The organism is Devosia sp. A369, assembly GCF_054489345.1.
Map to the genome: position 1 here is coordinate 36,336 of NZ_JBTMWV010000014.1, position 23,017 is coordinate 59,352.

General features: G+C 64.2%; 21 protein-coding genes. 11 read left to right on the top strand and 10 right to left on the bottom strand.

Annotated features, from left to right (window positions below):
* Positions 1 to 193 precede the first annotated feature (193 nt).
* The 6 genes from ACX3OZ_RS15545 (at position 194) to ACX3OZ_RS15570 (ending at position 5,968) form a co-directional block, all read left to right on the top strand.
* Positions 194 to 430 carry an acyl carrier protein gene (locus ACX3OZ_RS15545; protein ID WP_046138081.1) on the top strand — a complete coding sequence of 79 codons (237 nt, stop codon included), beginning with the start codon at positions 194 to 196 and terminating at the stop codon, positions 428 to 430.
* 39 nt (positions 431 to 469) lie between these two features.
* Positions 470 to 1,732, top strand: coding sequence for a beta-ketoacyl-ACP synthase II (fabF, locus tag ACX3OZ_RS15550; RefSeq protein ID WP_459097023.1), 1,263 nt, complete (start codon positions 470 to 472; stop codon positions 1,730 to 1,732).
* Positions 1,733 to 1,890: 158 nt separating this feature from the next.
* On the top strand, positions 1,891 to 3,012 hold the full coding sequence (gene mltG, locus ACX3OZ_RS15555) for an endolytic transglycosylase MltG (RefSeq protein WP_459104841.1): 1,122 nt from the start codon (positions 1,891 to 1,893) through the stop codon (positions 3,010 to 3,012).
* Positions 3,009 to 3,899 carry a YicC/YloC family endoribonuclease gene (locus ACX3OZ_RS15560; protein WP_459096845.1) on the top strand — a complete coding sequence of 297 codons (891 nt, stop codon included), beginning with the start codon at positions 3,009 to 3,011 and terminating at the stop codon, positions 3,897 to 3,899. The genes mltG and ACX3OZ_RS15560 overlap by 4 nt, the downstream gene beginning before the upstream one ends.
* Before the next feature lie 10 nt (positions 3,900 to 3,909).
* Positions 3,910 to 4,548: a guanylate kinase gene (gene gmk / locus ACX3OZ_RS15565; RefSeq protein WP_459104842.1), complete on the top strand. Its 639-nt coding sequence runs from the start codon at positions 3,910 to 3,912 to the stop codon at positions 4,546 to 4,548.
* Positions 4,549 to 4,735: 187 nt separating this feature from the next.
* On the top strand, positions 4,736 to 5,968 hold the full coding sequence (locus tag ACX3OZ_RS15570) for an MFS transporter (RefSeq protein ID WP_459096843.1): 1,233 nt from the start codon (positions 4,736 to 4,738) through the stop codon (positions 5,966 to 5,968).
* Positions 5,969 to 6,126: 158 nt separating this feature from the next.
* Here the strand turns inward: ACX3OZ_RS15570 and rsmA are convergent, their stop codons facing one another.
* From rsmA to ACX3OZ_RS15600, 6 genes are all read right to left on the bottom strand, one after another.
* A complete protein-coding gene (rsmA, locus tag ACX3OZ_RS15575; protein ID WP_459096842.1) occupies positions 6,127 to 6,975 on the bottom strand; it encodes a 16S rRNA (adenine(1518)-N(6)/adenine(1519)-N(6))-dimethyltransferase RsmA in 849 nt (282 codons plus the stop codon).
* Positions 6,972 to 7,970: a 4-hydroxythreonine-4-phosphate dehydrogenase PdxA gene (gene pdxA, locus ACX3OZ_RS15580; RefSeq protein WP_459096841.1), complete on the bottom strand. Its 999-nt coding sequence runs from the start codon at positions 7,968 to 7,970 to the stop codon at positions 6,972 to 6,974. Before pdxA ends, rsmA begins: the two co-directional genes overlap by 4 nt.
* 52 nt (positions 7,971 to 8,022) lie before the next feature.
* Positions 8,023 to 8,922, bottom strand: a complete 900-nt coding sequence (locus ACX3OZ_RS15585; RefSeq protein ID WP_459096840.1) for a peptidylprolyl isomerase — start codon at positions 8,920 to 8,922, stop codon at positions 8,023 to 8,025.
* A 96-nt stretch (positions 8,923 to 9,018) separates the two neighbouring features.
* Positions 9,019 to 11,280, bottom strand: coding sequence for an LPS-assembly protein LptD (locus ACX3OZ_RS15590; RefSeq protein WP_459104843.1), 2,262 nt, complete (start codon positions 11,278 to 11,280; stop codon positions 9,019 to 9,021).
* A gap of 59 nt (positions 11,281 to 11,339) precedes the next feature.
* Positions 11,340 to 12,410, bottom strand: a complete 1,071-nt coding sequence (locus tag ACX3OZ_RS15595) for an LptF/LptG family permease (protein ID WP_459096838.1) — start codon at positions 12,408 to 12,410, stop codon at positions 11,340 to 11,342.
* Positions 12,407 to 13,477, bottom strand: a complete 1,071-nt coding sequence (locus ACX3OZ_RS15600; RefSeq protein WP_459096837.1) for an LptF/LptG family permease — start codon at positions 13,475 to 13,477, stop codon at positions 12,407 to 12,409. The genes ACX3OZ_RS15595 and ACX3OZ_RS15600 overlap by 4 nt, the downstream gene beginning before the upstream one ends.
* A 211-nt stretch (positions 13,478 to 13,688) precedes the next feature.
* Here ACX3OZ_RS15600 and ACX3OZ_RS15605 point away from each other — a divergent pair, with 211 nt between their 5' ends.
* Together ACX3OZ_RS15605 and ACX3OZ_RS15610 are read left to right on the top strand one after the other, a co-directional pair.
* Positions 13,689 to 15,170 carry a leucyl aminopeptidase gene (locus ACX3OZ_RS15605; RefSeq protein WP_459096836.1) on the top strand — a complete coding sequence of 494 codons (1,482 nt, stop codon included), beginning with the start codon at positions 13,689 to 13,691 and terminating at the stop codon, positions 15,168 to 15,170.
* A gap of 153 nt (positions 15,171 to 15,323) precedes the next feature.
* Positions 15,324 to 15,770, top strand: a complete 447-nt coding sequence (locus ACX3OZ_RS15610; protein ID WP_459104844.1) for a DNA polymerase III subunit chi — start codon at positions 15,324 to 15,326, stop codon at positions 15,768 to 15,770.
* A 114-nt stretch (positions 15,771 to 15,884) separates the two neighbouring features.
* On the opposite strand, the gene ACX3OZ_RS15615 is transcribed toward ACX3OZ_RS15610, so the two are convergent.
* From ACX3OZ_RS15615 to ACX3OZ_RS15630, 4 genes are read right to left on the bottom strand one after another with little or no spacing between them, the layout of a single operon-like run.
* A complete protein-coding gene (locus ACX3OZ_RS15615) occupies positions 15,885 to 16,775 on the bottom strand; it encodes a DUF4344 domain-containing metallopeptidase (protein ID WP_459096834.1) in 891 nt (296 codons plus the stop codon).
* Positions 16,776 to 16,832: 57 nt separating this feature from the next.
* On the bottom strand, positions 16,833 to 17,666 hold the full coding sequence (locus ACX3OZ_RS15620) for a DUF4344 domain-containing metallopeptidase (protein WP_459104845.1): 834 nt from the start codon (positions 17,664 to 17,666) through the stop codon (positions 16,833 to 16,835).
* A gap of 56 nt (positions 17,667 to 17,722) precedes the next feature.
* On the bottom strand, positions 17,723 to 18,154 hold the full coding sequence (locus tag ACX3OZ_RS15625; RefSeq protein WP_459096832.1) for a cupin domain-containing protein: 432 nt from the start codon (positions 18,152 to 18,154) through the stop codon (positions 17,723 to 17,725).
* A complete protein-coding gene (locus ACX3OZ_RS15630; RefSeq protein ID WP_459096831.1) occupies positions 18,151 to 20,022 on the bottom strand; it encodes an ABC-F family ATP-binding cassette domain-containing protein in 1,872 nt (623 codons plus the stop codon). The genes ACX3OZ_RS15625 and ACX3OZ_RS15630 overlap by 4 nt, the downstream gene beginning before the upstream one ends.
* Before the next feature lie 243 nt (positions 20,023 to 20,265).
* Between ACX3OZ_RS15630 and ndk the strand changes: the two genes are divergently transcribed.
* The 3 genes from ndk (at position 20,266) to ACX3OZ_RS15645 (ending at position 23,015) form a co-directional block, all read left to right on the top strand.
* Positions 20,266 to 20,688: a nucleoside-diphosphate kinase gene (gene ndk / locus ACX3OZ_RS15635; protein WP_459096830.1), complete on the top strand. Its 423-nt coding sequence runs from the start codon at positions 20,266 to 20,268 to the stop codon at positions 20,686 to 20,688.
* The gene (locus ACX3OZ_RS15640) at positions 20,688 to 20,873 is read left to right on the top strand and encodes a tautomerase family protein (RefSeq protein ID WP_459096829.1); all 186 of its coding nucleotides are present in this window, start codon (positions 20,688 to 20,690) and stop codon (positions 20,871 to 20,873) included. The genes ndk and ACX3OZ_RS15640 overlap by 1 nt, the downstream gene beginning before the upstream one ends.
* Positions 20,874 to 21,053: 180 nt before the next feature.
* Positions 21,054 to 23,015: a DEAD/DEAH box helicase gene (locus ACX3OZ_RS15645; protein WP_459104846.1), complete on the top strand. Its 1,962-nt coding sequence runs from the start codon at positions 21,054 to 21,056 to the stop codon at positions 23,013 to 23,015.
* Positions 23,016 to 23,017: the final 2 nt, after the last annotated feature.

A 23,017-nucleotide genomic window follows, 5' to 3' on the forward strand; every position in this document is an offset into this window, starting at 1 on the left:
CCAGGGTACTCGCTTATGGCGAAGCTGGACCAAGTGTGATACTCGCCGCCGCTGTCACCCATGGCGGACTGCCTTGCAGGCGTCGAAAAGCGCGCCTACATTGCCCGTTCGTCAGCCAAACGGTGCTTGAAGATTTGGCACTGCGCCAATAAGAAGCGAAACGAAACCTCGATTTCGAAAAGGGAAGTCAAATATGAGCGATGTCGCTGATCGGGTCCGCAAGATCGTTGTGGAACACCTCAATGTGGATGCCGAGAAGGTTGTCGAAAAGGCCAGCTTCATCGACGATCTTGGTGCGGACTCCCTTGACCAGGTTGAACTGGTAATGGCCTTCGAAGAAGAATTCTCGGTCGAGATCCCTGACGACGCTGCTGAGGGCATCCAGACCTTTGGCGACGCCGTGTCGTTCCTCACCAAGGCCGTCGGCTAAGCCCCCGGGCTTCGCCGGGTTAGGCAACAGAACATGGAATTGCGTCGCGTCGTCGTCACCGGACTGGGCCTTGTTACGCCCCTCGGTTGCGGAGTTGAAGCCACTTGGTCCAATATTCTGGCAGGCAAGAGTGGCGCCAGACGGATCGACGAGTTCCAGGTCGATGATATCGCCTGCCAGATCGCTCATCGCTTGCCGCTCGGCGACTACGCCGACGGCAAGTACAATCCCGATGAGTGGATGGATACCAAGGAACAGCGCAAGGTCGATCCGTTCATCGTCTATGCCATGGCTGCTGCCAAGCAAGCCATTGACGATGCTGGGGTTGAGCCCAAGACCCAGGAAGATCAGGAACGCACAGGCGTTCTGATCGGCTCGGGTATCGGCGGCGTCGGCGGCATCTACGATGCCTCCATCATGCTGCACGAAAAGGGCCCTCGCCGCATCAGCCCCTTCTTCATCCCTGGCCGCCTGATCAATCTGGCGTCCGGCTATGTCTCGATCCGGTTTGGCCTCAAGGGGCCCAACCACTCGGTCGTGACCGCTTGCTCCACCGGGGCGCACGCCATTGGCGATGCGGCCCGGCTGATCGCGTTCGGCGATGCCGACGTGATGGTTGCCGGTGGCGCCGAAAGCTGCGTCAACCGCCTGGCTTTGGCCGGCTTTGCCGCTGCTCGGGCCCTGTCGACCGGCTTCAATGACAATCCAGCAGCCGCCTCGCGCCCTTACGACAAGGATCGCGATGGTTTCGTCATGGGCGAAGGCGCCGGCATTGTCGTGCTCGAAGATTATGAGCGCGCCAAGGCTCGCGGTGCCAAGATCTATGGCGAAGTGATCGGTTATGGCCTGTCCGGCGATGCCTATCACATCACCGCACCGTCGCCGGATGGCGATGGCGGTTTCCGCGCCATGAGCGCGGCGATCAAGCGGGCCGGCATTGCGCCCTCGGAAGTCGACTATATCAACGCCCATGGCACCTCGACGCCATTGGGTGACGAAATCGAACTGGGCGCGGTTACCCGCGTGCTGGGCGATTCCGCTCCCAAGGCCGTGATGAGCTCGACCAAGTCGGCCATCGGGCATTTGCTGGGCGCCGCCGGTTCGGTGGAAGCCATCTTCTGCCTGTTGGCCATGCGGGACAGCATTGCCCCGCCCACGCTCAATCTCGACAATCCATCGGTCGAAACGGTGATCAACCTGGTGCCCAAAACGGCATTCAAGAAGGAGATCAACGTGGCGCTTTCCAACAGCTTCGGCTTTGGCGGCACCAATGCGACCCTGGTGATGCGCAAAGTCCACTGATTTTTGTCGCTTCAAATTGGAGGCACATCGCGTTGCCGCGCGATGTGCCTCTTGTTTTTGCGCTCCGGCGTGCAAACAATGCCGCAGGCCACACGGCCGCCTAAAAACGATGACAAGTCCCGTCGCATGCGTATGGGCTTTGAGGGTGATCCAGCACGATGAATGATCGCAAGGTCCGGCGCCGCCGCCGTTCGAGCAACGGTTTTGTCGATATCCTCAATGGCCTGCTGACCCTGTTGGTCATTGGCCTCGTCGTCGTCGGGGGCGGCTTGTTCTTCGTCGCCTCGCAATATTACGGCGAAGGCCCCGCCACAGCCGACAAGACCTTCCGCGTCGAATCGGGCAGCTCGCTCTCGACCACCGCCAATCGCCTCGAAGAGCAGGGGCTGATTTCCAACGCGCTGATCTTCCGCCAGTTCGGTGGCCGCGTCGAAGCCAACACCGTCATCAAGGCCGGTGATTTCAATATTCCCGCCGGCTCCAGCATGGCCGATATCCTCAAGGAACTGACCGAGGGCAATCCGATCCGCTATGCGGTGACCATCCCCGAGGGCTGGACCGCCTGGGAGGCCATCCAGCGCATCAGTGGCGATGGCAATCTGGTTGGCGACGTCCCCAATCTGCCGGCCGAAGGCTCGATCCTGCCCGGCAGCTATGATTACGTGCCCGGCGACACCCGCCAGTCCGTGCTCGACAAGATGCAGTCCGCCATGACCGCCGAACTCGCCGCCGTCTGGGCGAGCCGCCAGCCCGACCTGCCCATCGAAACACCCGAGCAGATGCTGGTGCTGGCTTCCATCGTCGAAAAGGAAACCGGCGTCGCCAGCGAGCGCCCGCAGGTCGCCGCCGTCTTCGTCAATCGCCTGCGCCAGAGCATGCGCCTGCAGTCCGATCCGACCATCATCTATGGCATCACCAAGGGTCAATCGACCCTCGAGCGCGGCCTGCGCCGCTCCGAGATCGAGGCGAAAACCCCCTACAACACCTATCAGATCGACGGCTTGCCGCCGACGCCGATCGCCAATCCGGGCATTGATGCCCTCAAGGCCGTCGCCAATCCCGACAGCCACAAATATCTCTATTTCGTCGCCAAGGGCGCGTCCCCGCGCGAGGGCCACGTCTTCGCCGAAACCTATGCCGAGCATCAGAAGAACGTTGCACAATATCGCCGCATCGCTGCCGAAGCCGCCGCCCAGGCCGAAGCCGACGCCGAGAAAGCCCGCGAGGCGCTGGAGGCTGAGCAAGCCGACACGGCCGACGAAACCCCGGCCACGCCGTGAGCCAGCCGCTTGCCAGCATGACCGGCTATGCCCGCGCCGCCGGGTCGGTGCCCGGCGCGTCCTTCGCCTGCGAGGTCAAATCGGTCAATGGCCGCGGCCTCGACATCCGCCTGCGCCTCGCGCCGGGCTTTGACGCGCTCGAAAGCGAGCTGCGCCAGCTGGTCGGCAAACAGATCGCGCGCGGCTCGCTCACCCTCAATCTCAGCATCGAGCGCGACGGAGCAGGGGGCGACCTGCTGCTCAACCGACAGGCCCTCGCCACCGTGTTGTCCGCCCTCGACGAACTCTCCGGCACCATCACCGCCGCCCCACCCAGCCTCGACGGCATTCTCGGCCTGCGCGGCGTGCTCGAACAGCGCGACCGCCCCATGTCCGCCGACGCCGAGGAGGCGCTGAGCGCCGCCATTCTGACCGCCGCCGCCCAGGCCCTGACCGATCTGGTCCAATCCCGCCGCCAGGAAGGCGGCCAGATCGCGACGGTGCTGCTCGACCGCCTCGACGAAATCGAAGCTTTGGTCGCCCGCGCCGAATCTCATCCCAGCCGCAGCCGCGAGGTCATCCTCGCCCGCCTGCGCCAGCAGATGGCCGATCTTGCCGCCGATATTGCCCTCCCCGAGGAGCGGCTGGCGCAGGAAGCCCTGCTGCTCGCCACCAAGGCCGATATCCGCGAGGAACTCGACCGCCTCACCGCCCACATCGCCAGCGCCCGCCAGCTGATCCGGGGCGGCGGCGCCGTCGGTCGCCGGCTGGATTTCCTCGCCCAGGAATTCAATCGCGAAGCCAATACCCTGTGCAGCAAATCCAATGCAGTGGAGCTGACCGCCATCGGCCTTGACCTCAAGGCGGCGATCGATCAACTACGCGAGCAAGTGCAGAACATCGAATAGGATTTGGCTGATGGAATTTCAGCGCCGCGGCGTCATGCTGGTCATCGCCTCGCCGTCGGGCGCCGGCAAGTCGTCAATCTCCCGCTCCCTGTTTCAGCAGGACCCCAATATCCGCCTGTCGGTATCGGTGACCACGCGCGCCAAGCGCAGCGACGAGGTCGAGGGCGTCCATTATTATTTCATCGACGTGCCTACCTTCAACCGCATGAAGGACGAGGGTGACCTGCTCGAATGGGCCCAGGTACACGACAATTTCTATGGCACCCCGCGCGCCAAGGTCGAGGAGCAGCTCGCCGAAGGCAACGACATCCTGTTTGACGTCGATTATCAGGGCACCCTGCAGCTCTACGAAAAGAGCCGCGCCGACATGGTGACGGCGTTCATCCTGCCGCCCACCATCAAGGAATTGCGCGCCCGGCTGGAACGCCGCGCTCAGGACAGCGCCGGCACCATCGAAAAGCGCCTGCGCAACGCCAAGCTCGAAATGCAGCATTTCGGCGAATACGACTACATCATCATCAATGACGACCTCGAGGCCTCCTCCCAGAAAGTGCGCTCGATCCTCGCCGCCGCCCGCCTGGCCCGCCCGCGCCTCGTCCAATTGGATAGCTTCGTCAAAGACTTACAAGACCAGATCGATTCTCTTTGAGAGGGTGAGCCGTGGCCATGACTGCGCACCTTGCCTCGATGTTGCAGTCGACACCCTCCCCCTTGCGGGGAGGGATCAAGGGTGGGGGTGGTTTGGCTCCGATCATCCGGGCTCTCGCACCCCCTCCTAGCCTTTCCCGTCGAGGGGGAGGTACCGCCCGGTGCCGGCCCACCATGGCAGCCTCTGCATGAGCACCCCCACCGTCATCCGTCGCGGCACCCCGGCCTTTCGCCGCGCCAATATTGCTTTCTTCCTCTCCGCCTTCGCCATTTTCGCCTCGCTCTATTCGGTGCAGCCGCTGCTGCCGATTTTTGCCACTGAGTTCGGCCTTGACGCCGGCGCGGCCTCGCTGGCCCTCTCCACCACCACGGCAACCCTCGCAATCGCCCTGCTGCTTGCCTCCTGGGTCGCCGACCGGCTGGGTCGCAGGACGCTGATGATCTGGGCCATCCTGCTCACCGCCTCGCTGGGCGTACTGCTGCCCTTCGCGCCCAATTGGGGCGCGCTGCTCGCCATCCGCACCCTGATGGGCCTGACCCTCTCGGGCCTGCCCGCCGTTGCCATGGTCTATCTCGCCGAGGAGATGGACCCCGACGCGCTGGGCTTCTCCATGGGCCTCTATATTGGCGGCACCGCCATTGGCGGCATGGCCGGCCGGCTGATCGCCGGCGTCCTGGCCGATCTGATCGGCTGGCGTGGAGCGCTGCTGGTGCTGGGCCTCGCCATTGCCGCCGCCGCTTTGGTGGTCGTGCTGCTGCTGCCCAAGCCGCATAATTCAGCCCCGTCGCGCCTCGGCCTGCGCGATCTGACAAGGCTGATCGCCGTCCAGTTCACCGATCGCGGACTGCCCTGGCTGTTCGCTTCGGCCTTCCTGCTGATGGGCAGCTTCGTCACCCTCTATAATTATGCCGGCTTCCGTCTGGCCCTGCCGCCCTTCGATCTCAGCCATGCCGCCATCGCCAGCATTTTCGTGGTCTATCTGCTCGGCAGCATCAGCTCGGCCTGGGCCGGCGGTCTGGCCCAGCGCCTTGGCCGCCGCAAGGTCTATTGGACGCTGGTGCTGACCATGGTCATCGGCACGCTGCTGACGCTGATCCCGTCCACGCCGGTCATCATCGCCGGTCTCGCCATTGCCACCATCGGCTATTTCGCCGCCCACGGCATCGCCAGCGCCTGGGTCGCCCGCCGCGCGCAAATCGGCCGGGCGCAAGCCTCGGCCATCTATCTGTTCAGTTATTATCTGGGGTCATCGGTGCTGGGCACGCTGGGCGGCTATGCCTGGGTCGCCTGGGGCTGGAACGGCGTCATGCTGGTCAGCGGCGGCGCCGCCCTCGCTGCCCTGCTGGTCGCGCTGCGCCTGCTCTCCCTGCCACCATTGCCCGTGCCGGAACGTCCCGCCGAACCACCAGCCGGGGTCTGACTGGGCATCGCAGGTGCAGACTACAGATCTAGCCCCACCCACCGTGTCACCCCGGCCTTGAGCCGGGGCCCATCCTGAGATCTCGCGTCGACAACCATCTCAAGCTGGATCCCGGCTCAAGGCCGGGATGACGTCGAGTATGATGAGGGGAGCGCAACCTAACCCTGCCGCAACCCCGGCAACACCCGCGCCATCGCCAGAAACGCCTCAATCGGCAACTCCTCGGCCCGCTCGTCGCCGCGCAGCCCCGCCGCCGCCAGCAGCCCTTCCACGGGCACGCCTGCGGCCTTGAGGCTCTGCCGCACCATCTTGCGCCGCTGGCCGAACGCCGCGCGGGTAATCTGCTCCAGATTCTTCACCGTCACGTCGCCGTCGACGGCCTTGGGCACCAGATGCACCACCGAGGACGTCACCTTGGGCGCGGGCACAAAGGCCTGCCGACCGACATTGAAGGCAATCCGCGCCTCGCTGCGCCAGCCTGCCAGTACGCCCAGCCGGCCATAGGGGTCTTCCCCCGGCTTGGCACAGATGCGCTCGGCCACCTCGCGCTGGAACATCAGCGTCAGGCTTTCAAAGAAATTCGGCCATGGGTCCATGGTCAGCCAGCCGGTCAGTAGCGGCGTGGCGATATTATACGGCAGATTGGCAATGATCCGCGTCGGCCCATCGGCCAGCAGGGAATAATCCATTTCCATGGCGTCGCCGCTGATCACCGTCAGCCGTCCGGGATAGGCTTCGGCGATCTGCGCCAGCGCCGGCAGCGCCCGCGCGTCGCGCTCGATGGCGATCACTTCGCGCGCGCCCTCGGCCAGCAGCGCCCGGGTCAGCCCGCCCGGGCCCGGACCCACTTCGATGACGCGAACGCCCTCCAGCGGCCCCGCCACCCGCGCTATGCGCGACGTCAGGTTCAGGTCGAGCAGGAAATTCTGCCCGAGTTCTTTTTTGGCCTGCAGGCCATGCTCGGCGATGACTTCGCGGAGCGGCGGTAAATTGTCGATCTGGCTCATGTTTTGGCTGTCATCGTGTCGGCCAATTCAATGGCGGCCAGAAAACTGGCGGGGGAGGCGCGGCCGGTGCCGGCCAGGTCAAATGCGGTGCCGTGATCCGGCGAGGTTCGCACGATGGGCAGGCCCAGCGTTACGTTGACGGCGCTGTCAAACGCCACGGTCTTGATCGGGATCAGCGCCTGGTCGTGATACATCGCCACCACGGCGTCATAGCGCGCCCAATGCGTCGGATAAAATAGCGTATCGGCGGGCAGGGGCCCGTCCACCCCGATGCCCTCCGCCTGCAATTGCGCCACGGCCGGCCCGATAATGTCGAGTTCCTCCCGCCCGATGGCCCCGCCTTCACCCGCATGCGGATTGAGCCCCGCCAGCCCGATCTGCGGATTGGCGATGCCGAAGCGGTGCTTGAGGTCATAGGCCACGATGCGGACGGTCTCGACGATCAGTGCCTTGGTCAGCAGCACCGGCACATCGCGCAGCGGCACATGGATGGTCACCGGCACGGCGCGCAGCCCGCCATGCGCCAGCATCATCACCGGCAGGCGTGGCGTGCCGCCATTGGCGCAGAGTTCGGCCAGAAATTCGGTATGCCCCGGATGCCGGAAGCCGGCATTGTAGAGCGCGCCCTTGTGGATCGGCGCCGTCACCAGCGCCCGGCAGGCGCCGGTCAGCGTCGCCGCGACCGCCGCTTCGATGGAACGGATCACCGCCCCGCCCGAAACCGGCGAAATCTGCCCCGGATGGTCGGGCACCAGCCCCTCCACCGCCGCGACGGGCAGGGCGGTGGCAAAGGCTGCGTTGGCGCCCTCGGCGCCGACATCGGCAAATTCAATGTCCAGCCCCAGCCGTTGCGCCCGCGCCTTGAGAAATTCGGCATGGCCGAACACGCAGAATGGCGCCAGCCCCAGTTCGGCCCGGCGCGCATACAGTGCTAAAATGATATCGGGGCCAACCCCGGCGGGTTCGCCCATGCTGATGGCCAGCGGCTTGTCCATCTCGCCCCCGTCGGACAACAGGCAACGGGTCCGGCTAGCGGACCCGTTCGTGTCAGTTGTAGATGATCTTGGCGGTCTTGCGCAGGTTGGCGAAATAGTCCTTCACCTGGGTACCCAGCGCGTCATTGCCGGCCGTAGCACGCAAATCGCCCTTGATGAAGGTCAGGTCTTCCGCCTGGGTCTTCTCGCATACGGCGAGCATCGACACGCCCGATTCAACGACGCGCGGCTTGGTGATGCCGCCGACATTGAGCCCGGCCAGTTCCTTGGCGATGGCCTCGGGGATCTGGGTGGCGTGGCGGCGGCCGATATCGAGCACGGCGGCATCGGTATAGGCCAGCGACAGATCCACGGCAGTATCGCAGCCGGCAAAATTGGCGCGGTACTTGTTGGCCTGGCCCGACCGGTTGCTCGAGCCGGCGCCGACAAAGATGATTTCCTTGAGGATATAATCGAAGGTCTGGAATTCCTTGACCTGCGTGGCGGCCTTCTGGTCGAGATCGAGTTCGGAAATCTGCACCTGCGGCATGATCGCCCGCTCGGTCACGGCATTCCAGGCAATCGCCGCGCGCAGCCGGTCCTTCAGCGTCTCGGTGCTGACGCCGCCCTGCTGCAGCATGGCCACCAGGCGGTCCTGGCTCACCTTCATGTTACGGGCGATCTGCAGCAGCGCCTCATCGATCTGCGCATTCGAGACCGTGATGCCGAGCCGCTTGGCTTCGCTCAACTGGATGGCTTCGTCGATCAGCTGCTCGGTCGCCCCTTTGCGCCCGGTCTTGTTGCCTTCGATGGCGAACAGCTTGAGGCGCGCCTGCACCTGCATATCGGTGACATTGGTGCCATTGACGGTGGCAACGACATTCTGCGCAGCAGCCGGCAGGGCAGCGCCAAAGCTCAGCACCACACCCACGATCATCGCGCTCGCCGCGCGCATCCAGAAATTCTTGGCCATTATCTTCATCCGCCTCACGTCAACTGCCCGCCCTCAATGCGGCGGGAACGGCGCGCTGTCAATTGCCCCATGATTGAGGCCAAAATCCGATATCGCTCAGAACGCGGGCACCGGCACGTCGCCACTATAGCCGACATTCAGCCCCGCCGGCGCCTTGATGCGGAAGGTCGCGGTGACCCGTGTTTCGTTGGGCGTGGCGTGGGTCGGCCCGTTCCGCGTCGCACTGGCGCCGATCTGCAGATAGCCGTCATCATAGGTCACGCCGCCGCCGACCTGCAGCCAGCTATTGCCGGCAATATCCCAATAGGTGCTGCCCGACAGGGTCCAGTAATCGGCAATCGGCACGCCGATCCGCCCGCCGATCTCATGCTGGTCCTTCAGCACGCCGGCATCCGGATTGGCCGCGAGATAGGTGTAGTCGACGCCGCCGGTATAGCCCGCCAGGCTGGCATTGGCGCCCAGTCCGGCGCGGGAGACTTCGCCGGTGCCGCTATCGAGCTGCAGCTTGCCGCCTATGGTCAGCCACGGCACGAAGGAGCCATAAACCCCCAGCACGGCATAGGACGCCGTGGCGCCCAGTCCCGCGCCCAGCGCCGTATTGGCCGGGTCCGCTGCGGCAAACGCATTGTCACCCGCCAGCTGGAACGACTGCCCGGCAATCACTTCCACATAGCCGCCATTGTCGAAACTGGCCTGATAGCGGCCACCGATATTGGCGCGCAGCCCGGTCTCCTGCCGGTCACTGCCCGAGAAGCGGTTATAGCTGAACAAATTTGTGTCATCGAAGACGAAGCTCTGCGCATCGTCATTGGTGATGCCGACGGCCGTGCTGCTCGAGCCGCGATAGACCAGCTGCGCCACCGGCTCGATCAGATGCACGGTGGAGCCGTCATTGGCCGCCACCGGGAAGCGCACATCCATCGCCGCGATCGGCGTGGCGCTCCACAAAGTGGTCGCCCCGGGCAACAGGGCGCTGGTGCCATCATAATAAGCCACATCGCCGCGCCCGCCGAGATAAGGCGTCGCGACAAAGCCACCAGCCCCGATCCACTGCGTCTGCCAGCCCGCCTGCAGGCTCAAATGCTGCTTGTTGCCGGCATAGCCGAAATTATACGGCACCGGATTGCCGGATCCGTCGGTCAGTACCGGCCCGGTCGCATCCAGCTCGCGCCTGACGCCGAGCAGCTTGCCGCTGATCTCGATCCGGCCATTGCCCGGCCCCAGCTCTTCGACATGCTCGAACCGCACTGTTGGCACGGTCTGACCCTGCCGGCCCTGCGATTCCATGGTGTAATTGCCCAGCAGAGTGAACTGCTGCACCCGCGCGTCGATATAGGTGTCCTCGGTCAGATGCGTCGCATAGACCTCGTTGATCGAGGATTTGCCCACCGTCAGCCGGTAATCGGTCAGATAGGCCGCATCGGTAAAGGCGGTATAGCTCCAGCCGGCTTTCCAGTCCTTGACCGGGACAAATTCCCCGGAGGTCTGCACCGCGCCGCGCCAGTCGCGCCGGGCTTCGGTGAAGGTGAAGGCATCCTGGTCGAGCTGATACAGCCCCGAAGCCTTGATCTGGAACGAGCCGGCGTCAAACCGCTGCAGCCATTCCGCGCCCATCAAAAAGCCCTGCCGTGTCATCAGCGTCGGGGTCAGGATGACATCGGTCCAGCGGCTCGAATAGGCGTAATACGGCACTTCCAGCCGATGCCCGGTCTGCTCGCCATAGTCGTAGGTGGGCATGCGCAGCTTGGCCAGCGCTCCCTCGCTGGTGTCGGGCATCCAGAAAAACGGCAGCCACGCCACCGGAATCCCCAGCAGCGCCAGGCTCGGCTGCTCCAGATAGAGCGAGCCGTCCTCGGCATTCTGGGTCACGCGCGCCGCGCTGATCGACCAGCCGATGCGCCGTCCCTTGTCGTCGATGCAGTCGCCGCACGGCGCATAGGTGGCGTTTTCGAGAATCGTGCGCAGCGCCACGTCATAATCGGCGCTGTCGGCGGTGACGCGCGAGCCGTCGAAAGTGGTGATCGTCAGCGAATTGATGAAGGCCTGCTTCAACCCGCCGGTCACATCGAGATCGGTCATTTCCGCCAGATTGCCGGACGGATCGCGCACCGTCACCGCGCCGACGAATTTCAGATTTCCGGTATTGCGGTCATACACCAGATGCTGGCCGGTCAGGGTATAGCCGCTCTGGCTGAGCACCACATCGCCATCGGCGGTGATGACATTGGAGACGCTGTTGAAGCTGAGCGTATCGGCCTCGATGGCCGAGGGGGCGCTGCTGTCGATCGGGGCGCTGAACAGGCTGGCGGGCAAAATCCCCTGGGCCATGGCGCCGGAGCTGAGGGCGAGCGTCAACACTGCGCTGGCACAGGCCAGTCGCCACGACGGTGTCCCCCTCTTGGCCTTGGCCATCATCCTCAAACGCGCCCGTCTTCCCTATGCAGCAACACCGTCACGCCGATGACGATGGCTACGAATGCCGGGCCAACTGCCGCAAACGTGGGATCGAGAACCCCGGTCGACCCGGCACGGTCGGCCATCTCGGTAATCACGAATACAACAAACCCGAGCACGATCCCGTACAGAACCGCAGGTCCATAATTAGAGGCTCTTCGATAACCTGCGGTAAACGCAAAAGCAATGAACAGCGAGCCGGTCAAAACCAGCGGCAGCGCCAATAGTTTAACCAGCCGCATGGCCGCCGCATTGCGGATGGCGGGGTCGCTCACGCCGGCCCGCAACAGGTCCGCCAGTTCAAAAAAAGTCATGTCCTCGGTCGACATCAGCTTGAGCTCCAGCTCGGCCGCGGAGGAACTGGTGGCGATGGCATAGTCCGTCACCTGCTGCGGCGGCTTTTCCGGCGTCAGGATGGTGGCGGTCGGAAACACCCATTGCCCATCCTCCAGCCGCGCGGTCGGCGCCTCGATGCGCGGCGCCGGGCTGTCACCCAGCTGGAACACCGTCACATTGCCCAGCGTCGCGCCGCCGCCCTGCATGCCGCTGGCCATCAGCACATAATGCAGCTCGCCGCTGCGCTGCTCGAGCCAGACTTCGTCGGCCGGGGTCAGCATCGCCGCCTGTCCGGGCGGGGTGGGATACAGGTCGCGGTTGATCTGGGTGCTGGCCGTCTCCAGCCCCAGCGAGATCACCAGACTCAACAGCGCCAGCACGATCACCGGCGCGCGCACCGCCCGCCAGATCGAAATCCCGCTGGCATGGATCACCGTCAGTTCCTGCCGGCTCTTGAGGTCGATAAACCCCAGGATCGCCCCCATCAGCACCGTCACCGGCAGCGTCTTGATGGTCCAGCGCACGGCGCTCATCAGCACCATGACGATGGCCATCGGCACGCCATGCGCCTCGGCGACGAAATTGAAGCGCCAGGTGTCGAGCGATTCCACCAGCGCGATCAGCCCGTAAAACACGAACACCGTCACCCCGATGCGGCTGCCGAGCCGGTTGAGCACCAGCCAGTCGATCCTGCTCATGGCGTCACCGCCTCGGGAATGCGGCGCGGTCGCACCCGCCACAGCAGCACGCTGCCGGCGATGATCACCAGCACCAGCGCCCCGGTCGCCGTGCCCAGCGGGCTATAGGCGCTCAGTCCCCGCTCGCCAAAGGCGATCAGTAACACCGCCGCTTCCATCGGCACGGGGATGCGCGACCGCCGCCCACTGGGAAACGCCATCATCGCCAACACCATCATCGCCATGCCGATCACCCGCAGCCCCTCGGCCAGCCGGTTGGTCAGCAGCATCACCCGCTGCTGGCTCCAGTCGTCATTGGCGATGGCGTCGCGCACCAGTTGGATACTGTCATGCTCCTGCAGCGGATCGGTCACGCCATAAGGCTGCGACAGGCCTTCGACGCTGATGTCGTAGCGGGCAAAGGAAATCTCCGAGAACCGGCCATCGGCCTCGACATATTGCATCGCGCCGTCACGCAGCTCGATGACATAGGTCTCGCCATCCGTCGAAACCCGCGCCGTGTCGGCAATATAGGTGCGCCGCCGGCCGGGTTGGCGCCGGTCATCGGCAAAGAATTCCTCGATTTCGCCGCTGCCCGAACGGCCGCCGATCAGCAGAATCACCCCCGGCGTCACCTGGGTGAACCGCCCCGGCCGCAGCGTCGAACTCACCAGATCCGCGGCGATGCTGGCGCTCAGCGTATTGAGCCGCTGATTGGCATAGGGCTCGATGAAATTGGACAGCAGCAGCACGCCCAGCACGCCGGCGCCGGTCACCACCCCGGTGGCGCGCCACAGCGACCCCAGCCCGTAGCTGGTGTGGATGATGTGCAGTTCCTTATTGGCCTGCAACGAGATCAGCGCCCGCGCCAGCCCGATGCCGATGCAGATATAGAAGAAGGAGATGGCCAGCGGCGGCATGGTGTAAAGCGCCTGCACCCCCAGCACGAGCACGCTTTGCCCCTTCACCGACACCACGTCGAACGAGCGCAGGCAATTGACCAGCCAGAGCAAAAAGCAGACCACGCCAAACAGAATCAGCGCGTCCGTCACAAACAGGCGTGCAAGATAGGCCGTCAGTCTCTTCATGCCGTTTTGCCAGCGTCTCCGGGGAGCGGGCCACCCCGCCCGCAAGCCGAACCTTGGTGCAGTTTGTGCTCAGGCACAAGCGCGCAACCGCCGGTGCGGGGAATTGTCCAGCGTCCTGTTGCGGGATTGACGCGGCCGGCAAAGCCTTCAATGTAAGACCAATCCTTCCGCCCGACCGTTCCTGTCGGCCTCTGCCCACTAAGGCTGTTCAATGTCCCAATCCATCACCATTCGCACTGCCCCGCTCTCCGGCGTGTCCGCCCCCCTGACCATCATCTATGCCGCTGAAAGCGCCGCACCTGCCGGGGCTGCGGCAGCGATCTGGGCCGCCACCGGACTTGATTGGGCCGAGAGCGCCGCCAGCAACGCCTTCAAGGGCAAGCAGGGCCAGACGCTCGACGTGCTGGGGGTAGGGGGCAAGCGCCTGCTGGTGCTGGGCAGCGGCAAGGCCGGTGCCGACGCGCCGCTCAATGGCTGGACTGATCGTGGCGGCTCGCTGCTGGCCAAGATCGCCGCCACCCGCGCCGAAACCGTGGCCGTGGTGATTGATGAGGCCGGGGCCAGCCCCGCTGCCATTGGCGAGGTCGCCGCCGGCCTGCGCCTGCGCCATTATCGCTTCGACAAATACAAGTCCGTCCGCGCCGAAGACGCCCCCGGCGCGCTCACCGTAACCCTCCACGTTGCCGATCCGGCTGCCGCCGAACTTGCCATCGCCGACCGTGGCGCCACCGTCGCCGGCACCCTGCTGGCCCGCGACCTGATCAACGAGCCGGCCAATGTGCTCGGCCCGGTCGAATTCGCCGCCCGCGCCGCCGAACTGGCCAAGCTGGGCGTCGAGATCGAAATTCTCGAACCCGAGGCGCTGGAACAGCTTGGCATGGCCTCCTTGCTCTGCGTCGCGCAGGGCTCTGACCGTCCGGCGCGCCTCGTCGTCATGCAATGGCGCGGCGGCAAGGCCGATGACGCGCCGCTGGCCTTTGTCGGCAAGGGCGTGGTGTTCGATACCGGCGGCATTTCCATCAAGCCTGCCGCCTCCATGGAAGACATGAAGGGCGACATGGGCGGCGCGGCCGCCGTTACCGGCCTGATGCTGGCCCTGGCCACCCGCAAGGCTCCGGTCAATGTCGTCGGCGTCATCGGCCTGGTGGAAAACATGCCCTCGGCCAAGGCCGTCCGCCCCGGCGATATCGTCAAGGCGATGAGCGGCACCACCATCGAAGTGATCAATACCGACGCCGAAGGCCGCCTCGTGCTGGCCGACGCGCTCTGGTACACGCAGGACCGCTTCAAGCCCCGCTTCATGATCAATCTGGCAACGCTGACCGGCGCCATCGTCGTCGCCCTCGGCCACGAGCATGCGGGCCTGTTCTCCAACAATGACGAGCTGTCGACCCAGCTGCTCAGTGCCGGCCTCACTGCCAATGAGAAGCTGTGGCGCCTGCCGCTGAGCCCGGCCTACGACAAGATCATCGAATCCAAATTCGCCGATATCCGCAACTCGGCCGGCCGCCCGGGGGGCTCGATCCTGGCCGCCCAATTCCTGCAGCGCTTCGTCAATGACGTGCCCTGGGCCCATCTCGACATCGCCGGCACCGCCTTCGGCGCCGGCACCACCGAAATCAACACCTCCTGGGCCCCCGGCTTCGGCGTCGCCCTCCTCGACCGCCTGGTCCGCGACCACTATCAGGGCTAACCCATTTTCTTCCCCTCTCCCCTTGCGGGAGAGGGATAGAAAATCCGCGTTCAGCGGATTTGCGAGGGTGAGGGGTTCTCTCCGCGCGCTCTATAGTCGTGGGCACGCCGATCCCCCCTTCCGCCCCAGCCCACAACGCGGTTAAGTGTCCCCATGCCCGACGTCTTCTTCTACCACCTCGAAACCCAACCGCTCGAAATGGTGCTTCCCCAATTGCTGGAGAAGACGCTTGAGCGCGGCTGGCGTGCCGTGGTCGAAATCGGCTCCAGCGAGCGGACCGAACTGCTCGATGGACAGCTCTGGACCTGGCGCGACGACAGCTTCATTCCCCACGCGCTGGCCGGCGCCGAGACGGACGCCGACCAGCCGGTGCTGCTCACCACCGGCACCGACAATCCCAATGCTGCCAATGTGCGCTTCTTCGTCGATCGCGCCGTGCCGCAATCGGCCGAGGGCTATGAGCGCGTCGTCTATCTGTTTTCCGGCCACGACCCCGACGCCGTCGCCGAAGCCCGCCTGGCCTGGACCGCCCTCAAAGGCAGCAATGCCATAACCTACTGGCAGCAGGAAGCCGGCGGCCGCTGGGTCAAAAAGGCCTGAGGCATCAGCGAGAGCGCTTCAACCCCTCCTTCGTCATTGCCGGGCTTGTCCCGGCAATCCATCTTCGGGAGCGTTGTATGGACCACCCGGATAAACCGGGTGGTGACGATGGGGCTACTCGGCGCGCTGCCGCACCGGCGCCTCATCAGCATCCTTGGTGAAATAATTGCTCTCGCCGTCGCCTTCCGCGCCCTCGTCACCGGCGCCCAGAATGTCGTTCACATACAGCCCGAACATGTCCGCCGCCAATTCGTAGCAATAGGTGATTTCGCTGTCGCCGGGGCTGTAATAGGCATTGGCCTCGCCGCATAATGTGGCCCGGAACGTCACCGGTCCCGGCAATACATAGCGGCTGGTCACCAGCGCCGCCGCCCGCTCCAGCACCTGCCAGCTTTCCAGCGCATTGGCGAATTCGGTATAGTCGCCAGCATCTTCGTAGCTGATGGAGATGGCAGCGCCTTCCGCCTCGCTGACCGCATGCGGCTCCAGCAGCGTCGTCCAGCTGACATTGGCCTGCTCATAGGTAACAGCGCATGCGTCGCGCTGATCCTGATCGAGTTCATAGGCATCGGCGGTGTCGGAAAAGGCCTCGGGGTCCTTGCCGACCATCATGCACACCATGGCATAGGCGCGCTGGATATCGAGGCTATGCTCGTCGTAATAGGAAAAATCCTCGACGCCCGAGCCGGTCGATTTCACCGCGTTGAAATACCAGCCATCGGCACTGTCGACGAGCGCGTTATAGCTATCATCGTCGCTGTCATCGTTGAGCAGCATGATGACGGCCAGCGCATCGGCGGCGTCCTCCTCCTTGCCCAGCACCGGCAAGCCCAGCTCCCCGACCAGCAGGTGCCCGATCTCGTGATACATGGTGAAACTGGCGTCATGCATGGCAAAGGCGATGGCCGCTTCGGCATCCGCCTCGGACAAGTCCTGCGCCGTCGCGGAACACACAAGGCCCAGGCCGCAGATCAGGGCGGCAGGCACAGAAAAAACTGCACGCAAGACGGTCTCCGGGAATATTGGCGAGAAGTCGCCTCATCCCACTAGATCACGCAATCGTCAAAATTTTGCAGGTTTTTCCTTGCCGGGCGGGGGCATATTGGCCTCGAACAGCGCCATATAACCGGCCATCAACTCGTAGCAGAAGATGATTTCCACCGTTTCGGGATCATAGAAGGCATTGGCCTCGCCGCAGCGCTTGGCGTTGAACTGCACCGGCCCGCGCAGGGTATAATTCTTGCGCAGCTCATCGGCCACCTGCTCGAATACCCCACTCGACTTGAAGGCATCCGCCGCCGCTTTCAGCCGCCCGCCGACCGGGTGATAGGTCACCACCACCTTGGTGCCCCGGCTCTTCTTCTTGCCATGCTCATTCAGCAAGCCGCGGAACGCCCGGTTGACCGTATCGTAGTCCCAGACGCAGCTCTCCTGCCGGTCGCGCTCCAGCCGATACTCATTGGCCAGCGGCCGATAGGCCGTCTTGTCCTTGCCCACCATCAGGCAGACGATCTGATAGGCTCGTTGCTTGTCGAGGCTATAGCCGTCGGCATAGTCGCTCTCGGCGCCGCCGCTGTCGTAAGCCGTGCCCGACAGCACCCAGCCCTCCGCCGCATCCGCCAGCGCCCGATCGGCCGCCTCGGTCCGCTTGTTGAGCAGCAGCCAGGTCGCCATATTGTCGGCCGCATCCTCCTCCTTGCCCAGCACCGGCAGGTCGAGTTTGTGGAACAACAGGTGCGCCATCTCGTGATAGAGGGCAAACAGGCTGTTATTGGAAGAAAACTGCCAGCTTGCTGCAAGACGTTTCTTGCCCGGCTCCTGCGCTTGCAGAGCGCCAGGAACGCACAAAAAGCCCAGCAATAGCAGGCATATCAGCTTGAAACCGGGGAGGCGCATGGTGCCCTTTCGCCAGGCGTGTCGTGGCAGCAGGAAATGGCAATGCTGCCTTGCTGTCAACGGCCGCCCGGTGTCCAGTCAGGGTCCGCCAGCTCGAAGCCGGAGAACTGAAATCCCGGCGCCACCGTGCAGCCCACCAGCGTCCAATCCCCCGTGCTGGCCGCCGCTTGCCAGGCTCCGCGCGGCACCACCACCTGCGGCCGCTCGGCCTTGTCGAGGTCCGCACCGAGCACATGTTCAACAACGGACTGGCCATCCGAGATGCGCAATTTAAGCGGCGCCCCGGTGTAAAAGTGCCACACCTCAACCGCATCAACCCGGTGCCAATGCGACGCATCGCCGGCTTCGAGCAGGTAATAAATCGCGGTGGAACGGGGGCGGTCGTCAGATTTCGCTTCATCCTCAAAGGTTTGCGCATACCAGCCGCCCTCGGGATGGCGCTGCATCCCGAGCGTGAAGATCACGTCCTTGGCGGTGAGCTTGCTCATGCGCGCTCCGCTTGCTCCAGCTCGGCACTCAGCGCCAGCCACTGTTCCTCGGTGGTCTCGAGCTCGGCGGCAAAGCGCGCCTTGTCCTTGCCAAGCGCAATCACCCGGTCGGGCGCGCCGTTGTAAACCTTGGGGTCTTCCAGCTGCGCATCGACCTTGCTGATCTCGGTCTTCAAGCGCGCAATCTTGGTTTCGGCATCCTTGATCGACGCCTTGAGCGGCGCGATCTCGGCGCGACGGGCCGCCGCTTCAGCCTTGTTGGCCTTGCGATCCGCCTTCGAACCACCACCGCCGCCCTTGCCTTCCTTGGAGGAAGTGATGCTGCGCTGGTAGCTGTCCAGATCCTCGTCCAGCACGCGGATGCCGCCGCCGTCGGCGATCCACAGCGTGTCGCAGGTCGCCTCGATCAGATGGCGGTCGTGGCTGATGATCAGCACCGCGCCTTCATAATCGTTGAGCGCATGCACCAGCGCATCGCGGCTGTCGATGTCGAGATGGTTGGTCGGCTCGTCGAGGATCATCATCCCCGGCCCGCCAAAGGTGATCAGCCCCATCAACAGGCGCGCCCGCTCGCCACCAGACAGGTTCTTGGCCTTGGTATCCATGCGCGATTTGGTCAGGCCCATCTGGCTGAGCCGCGACCGGCGCTTGGCTTCGCCATCCGTCGGCATAAGGTCGACGATATGCTCGAACGGGGTCCATTCGGGCTTGAGCTTGTCCATCTGGTGCTGGGCAAAGTGGGCGATTTCGAGCTTCTTGCCCTTGCGCATAGTGCCGCTCAACGGCGCGATATCGCCGGCCAGCAGCTTGGCAAAGGTCGACTTGCCGTTGCCGTTGACGCCGATCAGCGCGATGCGGTCTTCCGGGTCGATACGCATATTGATATTGCGCAAAATGGTCTTGTCGCCATAGCCGGCCGACACGCCATCCAGCGTGATCATCGGGGTGGACTGGTCGGCCTTGGGCTGCTGGAAGGTGAAGGGCGCGGAATATTCATCGAACATCGCCGCCGGCGGCTTCAGCTTTTCGATCATCTTGATGCGCGCCTGGGCCTGCTTGGCCTTAGTGGCGGAGGCGCGGAAGCGATCGACGAACTTCTGCATATGCGCGACCTGGTCCAGCGCCTTGTCGCGGCCCTTGTTGTTCAGCTCCATCTGCATGCGACGCGTGCTTTCGAACGTGTCGTAATTGCCCTTGTAGAAGGTGAACTTGCGGTGCTCGAGATGGATGATCGAGCTGACCGACTTGTTGAGCAGGTCACGGTCGTGGCTGATCATGAAGACGGTATAGGGATAGGTGGCGAGATATTTCTCCAGCCACAGCGTGCCTTCCAGATCGAGATAGTTGGTTGGCTCGTCCAGCAGCAGCAGGTCAGGCTGGCTGAACAGCACGCCCGCCAGCGCCACGCGCATGCGCCAGCCGCCCGACAGCTCATGCGTCGGCGCGTTCTGTCGATCCTGCTCGAAGCCCAGCCCTTTCAGAATGGATGAGGCGCGACCCTCGGCGGAATAGGCGTCGATGTCGGCCAGGCGCGTATAGATCTCGCTGATGCGATCTGGATCATCGGCGGTTTCGGCTTCCGCCATCAGCGCCGTGCGCTCCTTGTCGGCGGCCATCACCACCTCCAGCACGCTTTCATTGCCGGCGGGGGCTTCCTGCGCCACCGCGCCGATGCGCGCCTTCTTGTTCAGCTCCATCGAGCCGGCATCGGCGCTGATATGGCCCTGAATCAGGTGGAACAGCGTGGTCTTGCCGGTGCCGTTCTTGCCGACAAAGCCAGTCTTGGAGCCGGTCGGCAGCACCACCGAGGCATCCTCGAACAGTTCGCGGCCCTGGATGCGATAGGTAAGGTTGTTAATGGTCAGCATGATGCGGCAATCTTTGGAGAGGGCAGGGTGCCTGCGGCGACACCGGGCCGGCGCGGCAAACGCACTGCGAAAATGTGTTGCTGGTTGGATAGAGTTAAGCCGTCCGCATGGCAACCGGCTTTGCGCGCGGGCCAGGGGACCCTTTGGCGCATGGCAGGCACGACAAAGCCCCGTCTTGCCTCCGTCAAACTCTGACGTTACAAGGCGCCACCTGTCCAACAGACCCATTCAAGGATCGACCTCATGGCGCTCGAACGCACCTTCTCCATCATCAAGCCCGATGCCGTCCGCCGCAACCTCATCGGCCAGATCATTGCCAAGTTCGAGGCCGCCGGCCTGCGTCCGATCGCGCTGAAGAAGATCCACATGACCCGCGCCCAGGCCGAAGGCTTCTACGGCGTGCACAAGGATCGCCCCTTCTTTGGCGAGCTGGTCGAGCAGATGATTGCTTCGCCCGTCGTCGTGCAGGTTCTGGAAGGCGAAGGCGCCATCCTCAAGAACCGTGAAGTCATGGGCGCAACCAATCCGGAAAACGCCGCTCCCGGCACCATCCGCAAGGACTTCGCCCTCTCGATCGGCGAAAACTCCGTGCATGGTTCGGACGCTCCCGAGACCGCTGCTGAAGAGATCAAGTTCTTCTTCAACGACGACGAACTGGTCGGCTAATGCCCGAGGTTTACGTTTACGCTGTCGAAGGCCGTAGCGCCGAACAAAAGCGCGGCCTGATGAAGGACATCACCGACGCGGTGGTGAAGAATTTCGGCACCGATCCCGAAAAGGTAACGGTGCAGATCGTCGAGTCGCCCAAGGACAGTAAGGCCAAGGGCGGCATTCCTTTCAGCGAGCGTTAAGCCCCGCAATCTGCTAGTCGTCACGCGAAGGCCGCCCGCCGGGCGGCCTTTTTGCTCGTTTGTGCTATGATGCACGCCAACTCTGCCGCATAATTCCAAAACTGAACCATCCGCAAAGTGGGCTTCCCGCTGAAGCGGGTACGACGCCGTTGTTTGATCGGCGTCCAGCGAAAGCCACATATGTCCCTTCCCGAGACCATTCTCGCCCCGCTCGCTCGTGCTCTTGCCAACAAGGGTTACGAGACCCTGACCCCCGTCCAGGCCGCCATCATCGAAGATGAGACCGCCGGCCGCGATCTGCTCGTTTCCGCCCAGACCGGCTCCGGCAAGACCGTTGCCTTCGGCATGGCCATTGCGCCGACTCTGCTGGGCGACGCCGAACGCTTCACCTCCGTTGGCGCTCCGCTGGCGCTGCTGATTGCCCCGACCCGCGAACTTGCCCTGCAGGTACAGCGCGAACTCGAGTGGCTCTATGCCGAAACCGGCGCCAAGACCGCGTCCTGCGTTGGCGGCATGGATGCCCGTGCCGAGCGCCGTGCGCTCGATCAAGGTGCCCATATCGTCGTCGGCACCCCCGGCCGCCTGCGTGACCATATCACCCGTGGCGCCCTCGACATGTCGGCGCTGCGCGCTGTCGTGCTCGACGAAGCCGACGAGATGCTCGATCTGGGTTTCCGCGAAGACCTCGAATTCATCCTCGACGCCGCGCCGGAAGACCGCCGCACGCTGCTGTTCTCGGCCACTGTTCCCAAGCCGATTGCCCAGCTGGCCAAGACCTTCCAGCGCAATGCCCTGCGTGTTGCCGCCACCAGTGCTACCGAGCAGCACGCCGATATCGACTACAAGCTGATGCTGGTGCCCGCCGCCGAGCGCGAAAACGCCATCATCAACACGCTGCTGTATTTTGAAGCGGTCAACACCATCGTTTTCGCCTCCACCCGCGAAGGGGTGAAGCATCTGTCGGCACGGCTGCATAATCGCGGCTTTGCCGTGGTGACGCTGTCGGGCGAACTCAGCCAGGCCGAGCGCACCAATGCGCTGCAGTCGATGCGCGATGGCCGTGCCCATATCTGCGTTGCCACCGACGTGGCCGCGCGCGGTATCGATCTGCCCAATCTCGATCTGGTGATCCACGCCGATCTGCCGAACAATCCCGATACGCTGCTGCACCGTTCGGGCCGTACCGGTCGCGCCGGGCGCAAGGGCACCTGCGTCATCATCTCGCCGATGCATCGCCGCAACGTCGCCCAGCGCATCCTCAAGACCGCCAAGCTCGACGTGACCATGATGGCCCCGCCGACCGCCGCCGAGATCGATGCGCGCTTCCGCGAAGGCATCCTGTCCGCTGCGATCCTGACCACCCCGGCCACCGAAGACGAGGCCGCCATGGTCACCGAGCTGCTGGCGCGCCACAGCGTCGAGGCCATCGCCGGCGCCTATCTGCGCCAGCAATTGGCAGCGCGTCCGGCCCCCGAGGACATCAGCGACAATCCGGTGCCGAGCAAGCCCGGCGACAGCGATCCGCGGGTCCGCGAAAAGTTCGAAGGCGGCACCTGGTTCAAGGTTTCCGTCGGCCGCAAGCAGAAGGCCGAGCCGCGCTGGCTGCTGCCGATGCTGTGCAAGGCGGGCAACGTCACCAAGACCGCCATCGGCTCGATCCGCATTTTCGACACCGAATCCATCTTTGAAGTTGCCGCGCCCAAGGCTGATGCCTTTGCTCGCAGCGTCGAGAAGAACGGCTCCGGCGAGCGCGGCGTTACCATTTCGGCCGTAGATGGCCCCGGCGAACGCCGTGCCGGTCCGCCCCCGTCGCAGCGTCGTCCGCCCGGTCCGGTGGAGCGCTTCGACCCCAATGCACCGCGTCCTGAACGCGCCGACCGCCAGGCGCGCTATGGCTCCGCCGGCCTGCGTCCTGACGATTTTGCCGAGCCGGCAACCGGTAGCTGGAACCCAGCCGCCGAGGCCGAAACGCCGCGCCAGCCAAAGCCCGATTTCGACAAGCCGCGTCCGCCCAAGGTCGCCAAGGCTCCGCCGGCCAAGGACAAGGGCAAGCCAAAATGGGCTGGCAAGCCGGCTGATGGCGCTCCCAAGGCTGCCAAAAAGCTCAAGGACCACAAGCCCAAGCGCGCGCCGCAGGTCTAGGC